The sequence below is a fragment of the Streptomyces sp. NPDC037054 genome, from assembly GCF_055606745.1.
Genome location: NZ_JBVJSJ010000006.1, coordinates 58,276 through 73,013 on the forward strand (window position 1 = coordinate 58,276; position 14,738 = coordinate 73,013).

Consider the following 14,738-nt stretch of genomic DNA (forward strand, 5'->3'; position numbering starts at 1 on the left):
CCAACCGGCCGCCGGCTTGGACGCGTATCGGGCCTTCGGCCTCCTCCCACCGTCCGCCCTCGCCTCCGGTCTCGGCCCACGCCCTCCTCACCGAGGCCCCTACAGGGGACCTCACCACCGCAAGAGAAACGGAGTACGCGTCCATGCAGGACCGCTTCCGCGTCATCCCGGGGCCACCGTCGTCCGCGTCCAACATGTTGAGGAAGGAACTCGACGATCTCGCCGCCGCACTCAACGCCCTGGAGCATCCGGCAGGCGCCGCCCTGAGCGATCTCACGGCCGGACAAGTCGAGCTGGCGTTCAACTCCCTGCCGCCCAAGGACCGGCAGAGGCTGCTGACCCGCCTCGGCATCCGCATCGCCGCACCACGACGGGCGGGCAGAGCCCTGTGCGAAGACGTACTCGCCAGGTTGGGGCGGGAATGGCGGGACCACGACTGCGTCTGCGGGGTCAAGGACCTCACCTGCACGGTGAGGGACCACGTGGTCGCGTGCGTCCTGACGGGGGACGGCGCAGCGGCGTCCGACGCCGTCTCCCGGTGGGGCGAGGGCCTGGTCCGCGCCTCGGTCTTCACCTGGTGCAACGCCTCGGTCGCCGACGCACGCATATGGTTGTGGGCGGCGGAGCACGACTGGTTCGGGGCCGCGGCACGCGAGGAGGAAGAGGCCCGGTTCGCCGCCGTCACCGACGCGGCGCGGGCCGTCGTGGCCGCGCACGACGCGCGGGCCCCGCAGGACACCGAGGGCGCCCAGGGGCCGCCCGCGCCCGACGCGCCCCAGGCGGGGCGCGGCGATGCACCGCCGCTGGATGTCAACACCACCGGCGCCCCGCCCGGGACAGCCGCCGACGCCGGCGGGACGGACACGGACGACGAGGAGCCGACGCCGGACCCCGAGGGCGCATGCCGACAGGTGGAGGCGGCATTGGAGAAGGCCCGGAGGGCCACGGCGAACGTGACCGAAGCGGTCGCCGACGGCCGCCCTCCAGAGGACGAGGACGTGGCCGAACTGGCCACCCTGGGTGCCGCATTCGCCGATGCCGACGCGGTGTTGCGGAAGGCCGGCATCCACGGCGTTGCCCGACGCCTGGAGGACATGGCGCGCGCCGCGCGGGCCCACCGGGCGGCACGGGAGCAGGACCTCGTGTCGCGGCAGACCCTGCGCGACCTGCTGGGCGTGGACTGCCGTCCGGACAGCCCGGCCGCCCTCGCCGCCGAGGCCGTTCGCGAGGCGGCGAGCCACCTGCTGGACCGGCCGGTGTGGGAAGAGACGCAACGGCAGGAGAGCGCTGCGCTCGTTGCCCTGGCGCGGCTGATCCGGCTGGGCCGGCGGCCGGAAGCCGCGGCGGAGATCCTGGCCCTGCAGCCGCAGATCGTCCAGGTACTGCCGGCCTGCGCCATGGCCGTGGTCATGCCGCACGAACTGACGCTGCCGCCCGAGGCCCGCGAGATCTCCGAGCCCGGTGCGAGGCACGAAGGCAACGAGCAGACCGAGGGCTCGTCGACGGACGGCGCCGACGCCACCACCGTCGCGGAGGACGGCGACGGTGAGCAGGCCCTTGCCCCCCAGGACAGGGCTTACGAGCTCGGCGAGCCGCCCGACCCCGCCCGGGGGCAGGAACCGGCCGACGAGGCTTCGTCGGCCACCGCGCTTCCGGCGCAGGGGGCCCGAGCCGACGGGACAGCGGCGTACCTGCCGCCGGTTCCGCAGGTCACCACCATGCCGACCGCACCCGCCGTTGTGGACGGTGCGGACGCCCAGGCCGCCGAGGCCCGGACCGCCCCCGCCGCTCCGGCGGTCCCGGCGCCCGCGGCACCTCCGTCGGCCGAGACCGCCGGCCGCCTCACTCCGCTGCGTCCGCCGCACACCGCCGACACCGACCCGAGGCCCGCGACCCCGTCGGCCAGGGCCGAGTCGGTGCCCGTGTCCTCCTGCGACGAGAACACGCCCGCTCGGACCGGCGACGAGCACCACAACCACGCGACCCCCGAGGACGAGGTCGACGACACCGCCACCGCCGCCGAGCACGCCCTGGCCCGGCTGATCGTCGAACGGCGCTTCGGGCTCGCACACCACGTGGCGCGCGCCGCCGCGCACCCGGAACCGCAGGTGGCGGCCCTGCGTCTGGCCGGCGCCGCCGCGCTGCTGGCGTCCAGTGACAGCCGGAGCGCCCGGCTGACCACGGACCTGCTGCAGCAGTACGGCGGTTACGCGGGCGCGGAGGCCGAGGGCAGCGAATTGCTCCTGCTCCCCGCCCTGTTGCGGACTGCTCTGATCACGGGCGACCACCTTGCGGGCGCACAGCTCAAGGCGCTCGTACCCCGGCTGCCGGAGCAGCTCGGTGAGGTGGCGACCGCCGTCGCCGACCGGGCCCTCAGCGGCGCGCTGCTGGTCGCCTCCCCGTTGGCCCCGGATGCCTCGGCGGCCCAGGTCCGGCTGCGGGAACTGGGGGAGCAGTGCCGTGACCTGCTCGTGCCGCCGAGGCTGCGGTTCGCCCGGGCGACGGAGATTGCCAAGCACTGGCTGGCACCCGACGACGGGATGCTCGGCTCGCTGCTCACGACGGTGACGCACGACCGGCGCACCGCCGTGGCACAGGCCAGGGAGCAGGCCGACCGCCTGGCGAAGCTGGCCGACATCAACAACGAGATCGACCGCATGGACCGCAAGCACCGCAAGTCGAGCGGCAAGCCGCTCCAGGGTGCCGGCAGGCAGGACCTGGTACACCTCGTGGAACGGGTCGTCGCACTCGTCAAGGAGTGGTGCCTGGCCGTCGAGGACATCCGCCGCGCCGACCGCTCCGACGGCAACCGGGCGGCGAAGGAGATTTCCGCCCTGCGCCAGTCGCTGCTGGACAGCCGGGAGGCCGTGCTGGCGCTCCTGGAGCCGTCGGCTCGCCGGGCGGACGCCGTGACCGCGGCGACGGCGTGGGCGGCGCGCACCTCGATGGAGGAACTGTTCGCACTGCTGGCGGGTGAAGCCCCGGTCACGCGTGGGGGAAGGGCCCTCGCCCCGGAGGACGTGCTGGACGCGGAGCTGCTGAAGGTGTGCGACACACCCGGGGAACAGCCCTCGCTCGACCGGCTGCTCCCGGCGGTCGACCGCTCCTGGCATGACGCCCTGACGGAACGGCTCGACCGGGACGCGTTCCGGGCGGCCCGCACTCTCGTCGACCTGGCCGAGCAAGGGCTGCTGCCTGCCGGGCGCGCCGATGACAGGCCCCTGCCCACGCTCGCCGACATCGACCGGCGAGAGACCGAGCGGCGCACCCAACTGCGCCGCGACCACGACGAGTTGCTGGCCGAGCTGCACCGTGCGCAGGCAGACGGCGCCGTCACCGACGACCAGGACCTGCGCCTGCAGGAGCAACTCGCCGACGCCCACGCACGGCTCGACGGCTCCGGCGCCCACGACCTGAGGGACGTGCGCCGCGCCCTGGACACCGTCCGCGGCGACCTCCCCGCCTTCCGACGGCAGGCGGCCGACCGGATCCGCGCCCGGCTCGATGCCCTGGACGTCAGGGAGGAGGAGCGCGCCCAAGTGCTGCGCCACCTCGACACCGGGGGCTTGGCCACCGCCGCCGACCTCGTGTACTTCCTGGAGATCGGCGAGGAAGTCCCCGAGATCGAGGACGGGGAGCGGCACCTGGTGGAATTCTTCCCGGCGGTGCCCGACGGCCTGCCGGGCGGGATCGACCGGGAACTCGTGGAACTCGTCCGCTCGGGCGGCAAGCACCCCACCATCCCGGTCCTCGACTACGGCGGCCTGTCCAGCGAAGAAGCGGCGCTGGCCGCGGACGTCCTCGAGGAGTGGCGGGAACTGGGCACCGCGGAGCCGAAGGAGCGCCTCCAGGTGGCGCCGACCCGGAGGGTGCCGCCCCTGCTCAAGCTTCTCGGCTACGACGCGAAGAGCGCCCGCCAGCTCGACGAACGCTCCCAACACCGACGCGAATACCGCCTGTTCGAGGCGACCGACGTGGAGATCAACGGCAGGGCGAAGGTGCCCGCGTTCGGCTCCCAGATCCAGGAACAAGGCGGCAACCTTCGGGTCATGATGGTCTGGGGCCGGCCCCCGGCGAAGGTCGTCATGAGCAGGGCGGAGCGCGAGACCAACGGGACGAGTCTCCTCGTGCTGTACTTCGGTACGCTGAGCCGCAAGGACCGCAGCGAACTCGCCGTCGGTGCGGACAAGTTGTCCCAGCCGCTGCTGGTCGCGGACGACGCCGCCCTCGCGTACCTCGCGGCGCGCGGCAACCGGCAGGTCAGCACGGCGACCGAGACGCTACTGCCGTTCTCCGGCGTCAACCCGTACATCAGGGAGAAGCGCGGCCGGATCGGCGGCGAGATGTTCTACGGCCGTGACGCCGAACGCAGCAACATCATCAAGCCACACGGCACCCAGGTCATCTTCGGCGGCCGCGGCCTCGGCAAGTCGGCCTTGCTCGCCGACGCCGGGGAGCGGTTCACCAAGCTCCGCCCCGGCCACCACCAGGCCGTGTACGTGAACCTCGACCAGGAGAACATCGGCAAGGGCAGTTCCCTCGGTCCGGAGGCGCTGTGGAGTGTCCTGGACCGCAAGCTCACCGAGGCTCGGGTACTGGACCCGCCGAAGGGCCGCAAGCCGTCCGGCAAGGACATCTCCGACCGCGTACGCGCGGGAATCCGGGCCTGGACCGACGCGGACCCGCTGCGCCGGCTGCTGATCCTGCTCGACGAGTGCGATCAGTTCTTCGAAGCCGACGCCCCCCGGTTCAACCAGACGAAGCGGCTCAAGGGGCTCGGTGACGACACCAAGGACCGCGCCAAGGTCGTCTTTGCCGGTCTGCACTCCGTTCAGCGGTTCTCGAAGCTCGCCAGCAACGGGCCGTTCGGCCACCTCGCGCAGACGCCGACGGTGATCGGTCCGCTCGCCCCGCAGTCCGCGGCCGAACTGCTCGTCGACCCGATGCGGGCACTCGGTTTCGAGTTCAGGGACGTGGACCTGGTCAACCGCGTGCTCGGCTACTGCTCCTACCAGCCCTTCCTGCTCCAGATGTTCGGCCACCGGCTGGTCGAGGTGATGCACCGCAAACGGACACGACGCGGAGCCGACGGCCCTCCGTACGACGTGGAGCAGGCCGACATCGAAGTGGTGGAGTCGGACGCCGACCTGAAGGACAGCATCTCGGCGGCGTTCAAGGACACCCTCAGCCTCGACCACCGCTACGACGTGATCGCCAACGTGCTCGCCTACCACGCCCGCCACCGCGGGCTGGAGGCACGGCTGAGCGACACCGAGCTGCGCGAGGAGTGCGAGACGTACTGGCGCAAGGGCTTCGAGCAGCTCGACACCGAGGGCTTCCGCGCCTACCTCTCCGAGATGGTGGGCCTCGGCATCCTCGCCCCGAACCACGACGGCCTGGGCTGGCACCTGCGCGGCCCCAACGCCCTGCGCATGATCGGCACGTCCGACGAGGTGGAGGCACGGCTGCTCCGAGCCGACGACGAGTGCGAACTCCAGGAGAGCCTCGTCCTGGAGGGCCGCCCGGAGCTGCCCGACGGTCGCCCCGCCCCTCTCACCAACGCCCAGTTGGACGACCTCCTCGGCCGGCGCACCAACCAGACGAGGGTTGTCCTCGGTACCGGGGCCACCGGCGTCGGCGCCGTCACCGACACCCTGCGAATCCTCACCTCGGGCATAGCCGACTGGACCCTGCCGCCCATCGGTAGGCCCAGCGTCTACAAGCAGGAACTCACCGGTGGACGCCCCCGCGAACGACGCGTCGTCATCAGCGACTTCGTCAACCGCCGGGACCCCGTCCGGTCCGAGACCTGCAGGGAGGCCGTCGACCAGGCGGACACGATGCTGCCCGCCACGCCCGGCGTCACCCGTGCGGTCGTCCTCGTCACCGGACCCGATCAACTGGCCCTGTGGCGCCCCCTGCTGACCGGCACCGAGCACACCTCGGCCGCCCCAGTGGTGCTGCGCCGCCACGACCGGAACAGCCTGCGGGGCTGGGTGCAGCGCGTGCAGGTCTTCCACACGGAGGAACGCCTGGACCGGCTCCACGAGCTGACCGGCGGCTGGCCGCTACTGGTGGACGAGGCGCACCGGCTGCACACCGAACTGGGCGACCCCGACGAGGTGCTGCGCCGCCTCGCCGGTCTGCGCACGGACCGGGTCAGGGTCCGCGAGTTCATCGATGCCACAGGCGTATTCGGGGACCCGCTGCTCGCTGCCGGATACCGGGCGCTGGCCGCCGAATTCCAGGACGGCCCGTTCGACTGGGAGGGCGCGGTGACTGTGGTGGCCCTCGCCGGCGAGGTCGACGAGGACGAGGCCCACTGGATCGTCGCCTGTCTCGACGCCCTTCAGGTCTTCGATCGCGACGGCTGTGTGCTGCGGCTGGAGCCCTTCCTCAGGGACTGCGTGGCCTTCCGCGGTTGATGCATGCCACGAGGCCCCGCTTGGCCGGCCGGCCAAGCGGGGCCTTCGCCGGCTTCCGACACAGCAGCCTGGACCGTCAACGAGTGACCTGGAAGTCAGTCAACCGCCATCACCCCCGGCACAAACCCCGGATCCACCTGCTCCGCCAGATCCACCCCCGTCGCCTCGTTCGCCCACGCCCGGGCGTTGCGCAGGTGGAACTCGACCGCGTGGGCGTGGAGGCGGTCCCAGTCGCGGGGGTGGGCGTCGACCGTCTCGCGCAGGATGTTCAGGGCGTGGCGGTTGTGGGCCTCCAGGGACGTGAGGCCGCCGTCCTGCGGGCGGCCCCGTTCCGCGGCGCGGACCCAGGGGGAGTGCACCAGGTGGGTGAGGAGGTCGTCGCCGACCTCCTCCTTGAGGAACAGCAGGTCGTCCTCGCACGTGACCTTGTTCCCGACGACCGCGATCCGGACGCCGAACTCCCTTGCGTGGTCACGGTACTGGCGGTAGACGGACACGCCCTTGCGCGTCGGTTCCGCCACCAGGAACGTGATGTCGAACCGTGTGAACAGGCCCGACGCGAACGCGTCCGCGCCCGCCGTCATGTCGACCACCACGTATTCGCCGGGGCCGTCGACCAGATGCCCGAGGTACAGCTCCACCCCGCCCAGCTTGGAGTGGTAGCACGCGACGCCCAGGTCGCTCTCCTCGAACTCGCCCGTCACCATCAGCGGCACGCCGCCCGCGTGGCCGACGTGCCGCGCGTGCAGTTCGTCGTCGCCCAGCAGCCGTAACAACCGTGAACCGCGGCCCGGCGGCGTCGTCTTGGTCATCGCCTCGCGCGAGGCGATGCGCGGGTTCGTGCCGCGCAGGAAGTCCTTGATCTCACCCAGGTGCGCCCCGAGCGGCGCCGGCGGCACGGGCTCCTCGTCGGGGGCGAGTGCCTCGGCCAGGTGCTGGTTGATGTCGCCGTCGACGGCCAGGACCGGTGCGCCGGAGGCTGCCAAGTGGCGGGAGAAGAGGGCCGACAGCGTGGTCTTGCCGCTGCCGCCCTTGCCCACGAACGCGACGCGCACTACCGCTCCCCATTGGTGAAAATGAATGTCATGTGGGTAGGTGTAGGGGTGTGGCGGGTGGCGTGTCAAATTCGCCGAGTGGGGCCGGGTGGTGCCGGGTGGGAGCGGTGGGTGGGGTCGGGTCCGTGTGAGGGGTGATCGTTTCGGGTCAGGGTTAATGCATATGATGTGCAAGTGCGTGAGTACTGCATCAGGACTGCCATCCCGGACGACCTCGACGGCGCCAGGGCCGTCATGCTGGATACCGTCTACCGTGACTTGGGTACCGGATACGTGCCCCACTGGCACGGCGACATCGTCGACCCCGGTTCCGCCTACCTCGTCCCGGCGCGGCACACCCTGCTCGTCGCCGTCGACGAGCGGGACGGCACGGTCGTCGGCACCGGCGCGCTCGACTCGCGCGGGCCCGCGCATCCGCCGAACCCCCTGACGGTCGCCGAGCGCTTCCCGTCCGGCGCGACCGCCCAACTGCGGCGGATCTACGTCCGGCCCGAGCACCGGCGGCACGGCATCGCCCGCCGTCTCGTCCGCGCGCTCCTCGACTTCGCCGCCGCCGACGGCGGTTACCGCACCGCGTATCTGCACACCGACCCCGCCGTCCCCGGCGCCGAGGCCTTCTGGCGGACCCTCGGCCACCTGGTCCACGACGAGCGGGACGACCCCGGAGGCGGGAACGGCGTCATGCACTTCGAGTTGCCCCTGGTCAGGGAAGGCGCGTACGCCGGTGCAGAGGGGGTCGGCCGGTGAAGCCCGCCCGGATACCGCGTGCCCGACGCCCTCTCGCCGCCCTTTTCGCCGCGCCCCTCCTCGCCGGCTGCTTCGCCTCCGGCGGTGACAGCGTTCCGGGTGGCGGCCGTGGCGACGGCTCCCGCCTGCGCGTCGCCCTCGCCTTCCCGCCCACCGAAGGGCTCTCCCCGTACGGCGGCGACGCCACCCTCCTCAGCCGGCTCGGCGTCACCGAAGGGCTCACCGGGCTCGACGCCAACGGTGCCGCCACCCCGGCGCTCGCCTCCTCCTGGCGTCAAGTGAGCGGTAAAGAATGGGAGTTCACTTTGCGCGACGCCGCCTTTCACGACGGCACTCCCGTCACCGCCGGTGCCGTCGCCGCCTGTCTCGCTCGTGCCGCGCGGGCCAAGCCCGTCCCCGCCGCCCTGACCGGTGTGACACTCACCGCCAAGGCCCATGGCGCGCGCGTCGTCGAGGTCGTCACCGAGGCGCCCGACCCCGTCCTGCCACTCCGGCTCGCCAGTCCCGGCCTCGCCGTCCTCGCCAAGAAGGCCTACGAGGGGGAGCGCGTCGACCCCGTCGGCGCCGCCACCGGCCCCTTCGAGCTGACCAAGGTGAACGGCACCACGTCCGCCAGCCTCACCCGGTTCGACGGCTACTGGGGCGGACGCGCCCACGCCTCCGGCATCGACGCCCGCTTCATCGCCGACGGCACCGCCCGCACCAACGCCCTGCGCACCGGCGAGGTCGACATCGCCGAAGCCGTACCCGTCGCCCAGGCCGCTTCCCTCGACAAGGGGACGCGGCGCGAGACGGCCACCACGCGCACCACCAGCCTGCTCCTCAACTCCTCCTCCGGACCCTTCGAGAACGCCGCCCTGCGCGCCGCCGCCCGCGCCGCCGTCGACCCCGATGCCCTCGCCGACGGCGTCTACGAAGGGCACGCCGACCCCGGCACCGGCATCTACGGCCCCGCCGTCACCTGGGCCGAGAGCAAGCGCCGCAACCCTGACGGCCGTTCGCGCGCCGCCGCGCCGCAGGGGCGTGCCCTCACCCTCGCGACGTACGACAACCGGCCCGAACTCCCCGAAGTCGCCCAGGTGGTGAAGCAGCAACTGGAGAGGGCCGGATTCGAGGTCACGCTCCAGGTGCGGGAGTACGCGCGCATGGAAAGCGACGCGCTCGCCGGGAAGTTCGACGCCGTCGTCCTCGCCCGCAACACCCTCATCGACACCGGCGACCCCGTGGCCGTCCTCGCCTCCGACCACACCTGCGACGGCGACTACAACCTCGCCCGGCTGTGCGACAAGGACGTCGACCGCGCCGTCGCCGCCGCCGAACGCACCGCCGACCCCGGCAAGCGCCAGGACGCCGCGATGGCCGCCGAGGCGAAGATCCTCGGCACCGACGCCGTCGTACCGCTCGTCCACCAGCGCGTCATCACCGGCGTCGCCGACTCCGTGCGCGGCGTGCTGCTCGACCCGTACGAGCGCACCCTCGTCGGCGCCGGCACCCGGCGCTGAGCCATGCGCCGACACCTCGCCGCCCTCGCCTGGCGCGTACTGCTCGCCGCCGGACTCGTGTGCGGCCTCGGCCTGTTGCCGTGGCTCGCCCGGACCGACCCCGCGCTCACCGTCCTCAAGGCGCGCTCCGCCGACCGCGAGCCCACCCCTGCCGTTCTCGCCGATGTCCGTTCCCAACTCGGCCTCGACCAGGGGCCCTTGGCGCTCATCGGGCAATGGGTCGGCGGGCTCGCGCACGGCGACGCCGGACGGTCGTGGATCTCCGGGGCGCCCGTACTGCCCGATCTCCTGCGGGCCTTGGGCGCGTCCCTGCTGCTGATGGCGGTCGCCCTGCTCGTGGCCGCCGTCACCGCCGGGCTGATCTGCGCCCGCACGCTCCACCGCGGCGCCCACCGCCGACTCGACCCCGGGCGACGCTCCGGCGGCACCGGCTCCGCCGTCCTCGCCGCCCTGCCGGAGTTCCTGCTCGCCTCCGTCCTCGCCACCGTCGTCGGCGTCCAACTCGGCTGGCTGCCCGCCCTCGGCTGGTACGGGCCGCAGTGGACGATCCTGCCCGCGATCGCCCTCGGCCTGCCCACCGGCGCCGTCCTCGGCAGACTCCTGGACGATCTGCTGCCCGGCGGCTTCGCCGAACCCTGGGCGCTCGCCGCCGCCGCACGCGGCCTCACCGCCGGACGCCTCGCCCGACAGGCCCTCCGCCGCTGCCTGCCCGCACTGCTGCCCAACCTCGGCCTGTTCACCGTCGGACTCACCGGCGGCGCGGTCGCCGTCGAGCAGGTCTACGACATTCCCGGCCTCGGCCGCACCACCCTCCAGGCCGCCCTCGCCCAGGATCTGCCCGTCCTCCAGGCCGGCGCCCTCGCCCTGCTGATCCTCGCCGCCCTCACCACCGCGCTCTGTCGGCTCGCCGCCCGCCGCATCGCCGGACCCGCGGCCGAGGACCGGTCGGCCACCTCACTGCACGGACCGGTGAACGGCCCCGGCGGCGGCCGTCGTTCCGCCGTGCTCGGTGCCGCCCTCACCGCCGTCGTCGTGGCGGGACTGCCCCGTGACCCGCTGACCCTCGACACCGCGGCACGACTTCAACCGCCCTCCATGGCACACCCGTTGGGCACCGACGCGCTCGGACGCGACCTGCTCGCGCGCGTCGCGCACGGCGCACTCGACACACTGCTGCTCGCCGGAGCGATCACCGCTGGCGCACTGTGCCTCGGGCTCCTGCTCGGCTTCCTGCCCCGGCTGTCCACGCCCCTCGTCGACACCGTCAACGCCCTGCCCGCCGTCCTCGCCGCCCTCCTCGTCACCGCCGCCGCCGGCAGCGGCCCCGCCACCCCCGCGCTCGCCGTCACCGCCGTCGCCTGGGCACCGCTGGCCGCCCACACCTCCGCCCTGCTGCACCTGGAACGCGCCACCGGCCACTTGACCGCCACCCGCGCGCTCGGCGCCGGACACCTGCACCTCGTCCTGCGCGAACTCCTGCCCGCCGTCCTGCCGTCCGTCTCCCGCCACGCCCTGCTCCGGCTGCCCGGCGTCGCGCTGTCCCTCGCCGCGCTCGGCTTCCTCGGCCTCGGCGCCCAGCCGCCCGCCCCCGAATGGGGCCTCCTCCTCGCCGAGAACCAGCCCTACGCCGAACGCGCCCCCTGGGCCGTCCTCGCCCCCGCCGCCGTCCTCGCGCTGCTCGGCGCCCTCGCCGTCTCCGCCGGGGCGGGCACGGGACCCCGCCGACGACGACGCCGACGATGCCGGACACCGGTCGTGCGGCGTGATGCCGTTGAGGGCGCCGTCGAAACCGACAAGGGGTTGGTGGCGTGCCCGTGCCCGCGCCCGTGCCCGAGGTCGCGGCCCGACGCGGCGGCGGCCGTACCCCGTTGAGTCCGCTGCTGCGGCTGCTGATCCTCACCCAACTCGCCTTCAACATCGGCTTCTTCGCCGTCCTGCCGTTCCTGTCCGACCACCTCGGCGGGGCCCTGGGCATGGCGGGCTGGCTCGTCGGGTTCGTGCTCGGGCTGCGGACGTTCAGCCAGCAAGGGCTGTTCGTGGTGGGCGGCGCGCTCGCCGACCGGTACGGCGTACGGCCCGTCGTCCTCGCCGGGTGCGCGCTCAGGATCGCCGGGTTCGCCTGGCTCGCGTTCGCCGGGCGCACCTGGGCGGTGATCGGCGCGGTGCTGCTCATCGGGTTCGCCGCCGCGCTGTTCTCGCCCGCCGTGGAGTCCGAGGTGACCCGGCAGGCAGTCCTGTGGGAGGACGCGGGAGGCGGCCCGCGTGCCCGGGTGCTTGCGCTGTTCACTGTGGCCGGACAGGCGGGCGCGTTCCTCGGTCCGCTCCTGGGTGCGCTGTTGTTGTCCATCGGCTTCCGCACGGTCTGCCTCGCGGGCGCGGGCGTCTTCGTACTCGTCCTCGCCGGGCACGCGCTGCTTCTGCCTCAGCACATCCCCGGGCATGCCGACGCGCAGCCGCTCCCGGCGCGCGTGGCGGGCGGCGGCGCTCTGCGACGGCTGCTGCGCAACCGGGCCTTCCTCGGACTGTGTTGTGTCTACGGTTCGTACCTTCTTGCATACAACCAGCTGTATCTCGCTCTGCCCGAGGAGGTGGAGCGGGCCAGCAGTTCACAGGCGCCGCTGGCGTGGTTGTTCGCGCTGTCGTCGCTGCTGGTCGTGGCCGCGCAGCTGCCGGTCACCCACTGGGCGGGGGAGCGGCTCACGACGCGCCGGTCCATGGGTGCCGGGCTCGTGCTCGTCGCGGTCGGGTTCGCCGTCGTGGCCGCGGCCCGTCCCTTCGCGTGGACCGGGACGGCGGGGCTGCTGCCGTCCGCCGGGTTCGTCGTCCTGCTCACCGTCGGGCAGATGCTCATCGCACCGGTCGCCCGCGCGTGGCTTCCCGACCTCGCCGAGGACGGCCGGCTCGGGCTGTACACCGGTGCGCTGTCGTCGGTGTCCGGGCTCATCGTGCTGATCGGCAGCTCCGCCACGGGCACACTGCTGGACCTGGGGCTGCCGCCCGCCGTGCCCTGGGTGGTGCTGGCCGTCGTTACCCTCGTGGGTGTGGTGCTGCTGCCGCGGCCGGAGCGGGGCGCCTGACCGGCGCCGCGCCGGTCGCCCCCGCCGCTCCCGACCTCCGCGCCACCCGCTGGAGCCACCACACGTCCCGCCCGAACGACCACATCAGCAACCCCAGCGCCAGCGCCACGACCGCCGTGTTCGCCGCCCGCGGCAGCAGTTCCGCCCCCGCCAGCAGCAGGAGTACGCCCTGCAGCGCGGCCACCGTCTTGCGGGCCGTGCTCGGCGGCAGCGGGGCCGTCAGCCACGGCCACGCACGCGCCGCCGCGACGAACGCATACCGCATACCGCCGATCAGCAGCACCCACGGCCCCACCTGCGTGGCGACGTAGACACTCAGCACCAGAATGAGGAACGCGTCGACCTCCATGTCGAAGCGGGCGCCCAGTGGTGTCGACGTGCCCGTGCGGCGCGCCACCTTGCCGTCCACGCCGTCGAGGATCAGCGCCACCGCCGTCAGGCCGACGAACAGGGACACCGGCGGCGAGTCCTGGAAGGAGTCCGCGACCAGCGCCGTCACGCCGCCGACCAGGGTGGCCCGGCCCAGGGTGACCCGGTTGGCCGGGCCGAACGACCGCAGGCGGGAGCGGTACAGGGCCCGGGACAGCACCGCCCAGGTGGCGAACGCGAACGCGAGGCCGGTCAGCCAGCCCGCCGGGCCCATCCCGATCGCCACCCCGATCAGGGCCAGCAACAGGACCTGCGCGCCCGCCCCCACCGCGGTCTCCTGCTGGACGAGCCTCGCGTCGTACGTGTTGTTCAGGGCCACCGAACACCCTCCGGCCGTGTGACAGAGTCGATCAGCGCCGCTGCGTGGTGAGCGGCCTGTGCACCCTCTCGGTACGTGAGCAGCTTCCCGATCGTTCAGGAGGAATCCGATGAGCCGCACCGCACGCGCCTTCTGGCTCGACTCGCCCGGCCGAGCCGGCATCCGGGACGTGGACCTGCCGGAACCGGCCGCCGACGAGGTGCTGGTGCGCGCCCTGTACTCCGGGGTGAGCCGGGGCACGGAGACCCTCGTGTTCCGCGGCGGGGTGCCCCGGAGCCAGTACGCGGCGATGCGCGCACCGTTCCAGGAGGGCGACTTCCCGGGCCCGGTGAAGTACGGCTACCTCAGCGTCGGGGAGGTCGAGGAGGGCCCCGCGGACCTCGTCGGCCGTACGGTGTTCTGCCTGTACCCGCACCAGACGCGGTACGTCGTCCCGGCCGCCGCCGTCACCCCCGTGCCGGACACCGTGCCCGCCGGGCGGGCCGTGCTCGCCGGCACCGTGGAGACCGCCGTCAACGCCCTGTGGGACGCGGCGCCCCTCGTCGGCGACCGCATCGCCGTGGTCGGCGGCGGCATGGTGGGCTGTTCGGTCGCCGCGCTGCTCGCCCGCTTCCCCGGCGTACGCGTCCAGCTCGTGGACGCCGACCCGGCCCGCGCCGACGTCGCCGCTGCCCTCGGCGTCCGCTTCGCGTCCCCCGAGCACGCCCTCGGCGACTGCGACCTCGTCGTGCACGCCAGCGCCACCGAACACGGCCTCGCCCGCAGTCTGGAACTGCTCTCCGCCGAGGGCACGGTCGTCGAACTGAGCTGGTACGGCGACCGGAAGGTGGCCCTGCCGCTGGGGGAGGCATTCCACTCCCGGCGGCTCACCATCCGCAGCAGCCAGGTCGGCACCGTCTCCCCGGCCGCCCGCGCCGGCCGCGGCTACGGCGACCGGCTCGCCCTCGCCCTCGACCTGCTCGCCGACCCGGCCCTCGACGCGCTGGTGACGGGCGAGTGCGCCTTCGAGGAATTGCCCGAGGTGCTGCCTGGGATCGCCTCCGGGGAGATCCCGGCGCTGTGCCACCGGGTCCGGTATCCGGTCTGAAGCGCGCCGCGCGACAGCATCCCGTCGGCGGGATCCCGTAGACAGGCTGAACAAGGGAAGGCAGTCAGCCGTACTACTCGGCATCCCCCGCGGTGAT

At 73.3% G+C, this 14,738-nt stretch carries 8 protein-coding genes; 6 read left to right on the forward strand and 2 right to left on the reverse strand.

The features are described 5' to 3' along the window. Window positions 1-143 precede the first annotated feature (143 nt). Window positions 144-6,425, forward strand: a complete 6,282-nt coding sequence (locus ACZ7D7_RS16015; RefSeq protein ID WP_470824897.1) for a DNA polymerase III subunit gamma/tau domain-containing protein — start codon at window positions 144-146, stop codon at window positions 6,423-6,425. 95 nt (window positions 6,426-6,520) lie between these two features. On the opposite strand, the gene ACZ7D7_RS16020 is transcribed toward ACZ7D7_RS16015, so the two are convergent. After that, complete coding sequence (locus tag ACZ7D7_RS16020) at window positions 6,521-7,480, reverse strand: ATP-binding protein (RefSeq protein ID WP_470824898.1); 960 nt, start codon at window positions 7,478-7,480, stop codon at window positions 6,521-6,523. A 174-nt stretch (window positions 7,481-7,654) separates the two neighbouring features. Between ACZ7D7_RS16020 and ACZ7D7_RS16025 the strand changes: the two genes are divergently transcribed. The 4 genes from ACZ7D7_RS16025 to ACZ7D7_RS16040 are packed head-to-tail and all read left to right on the forward strand — an operon-like array spanning window position 7,655 to window position 12,806. Further along, window positions 7,655-8,227, forward strand: a complete 573-nt coding sequence (locus tag ACZ7D7_RS16025; protein WP_470824899.1) for a GNAT family N-acetyltransferase — start codon at window positions 7,655-7,657, stop codon at window positions 8,225-8,227. Further along, the gene (locus ACZ7D7_RS16030) at window positions 8,224-9,729 is read left to right on the forward strand and encodes an ABC transporter substrate-binding protein (RefSeq protein WP_470824900.1); all 1,506 of its coding nucleotides are present in this window, start codon (window positions 8,224-8,226) and stop codon (window positions 9,727-9,729) included. The genes ACZ7D7_RS16025 and ACZ7D7_RS16030 overlap by 4 nt, the downstream gene beginning before the upstream one ends. A 3-nt stretch (window positions 9,730-9,732) precedes the next feature. Further along, the gene (locus tag ACZ7D7_RS16035; RefSeq protein ID WP_470824901.1) at window positions 9,733-11,601 is read left to right on the forward strand and encodes an ABC transporter permease subunit; all 1,869 of its coding nucleotides are present in this window, start codon (window positions 9,733-9,735) and stop codon (window positions 11,599-11,601) included. Continuing rightward, the gene (locus ACZ7D7_RS16040; protein WP_470824902.1) at window positions 11,538-12,806 is read left to right on the forward strand and encodes an MFS transporter; all 1,269 of its coding nucleotides are present in this window, start codon (window positions 11,538-11,540) and stop codon (window positions 12,804-12,806) included. Before ACZ7D7_RS16035 ends, ACZ7D7_RS16040 begins: the two co-directional genes overlap by 64 nt. On the opposite strand, the gene ACZ7D7_RS16045 is transcribed toward ACZ7D7_RS16040, so the two are convergent. Then, window positions 12,757-13,554, reverse strand: a complete 798-nt coding sequence (locus ACZ7D7_RS16045; protein ID WP_470824904.1) for a CDP-alcohol phosphatidyltransferase family protein — start codon at window positions 13,552-13,554, stop codon at window positions 12,757-12,759. The two genes, ACZ7D7_RS16040 and ACZ7D7_RS16045, sit on opposite strands and share 50 nt — an antisense overlap. Before the next feature lie 109 nt (window positions 13,555-13,663). Here ACZ7D7_RS16045 and ACZ7D7_RS16050 point away from each other — a divergent pair, with 109 nt between their 5' ends. Next, window positions 13,664-14,641, forward strand: a complete 978-nt coding sequence (locus tag ACZ7D7_RS16050) for a zinc-dependent alcohol dehydrogenase (protein ID WP_470824905.1) — start codon at window positions 13,664-13,666, stop codon at window positions 14,639-14,641. Window positions 14,642-14,738 lie beyond the last annotated feature (97 nt).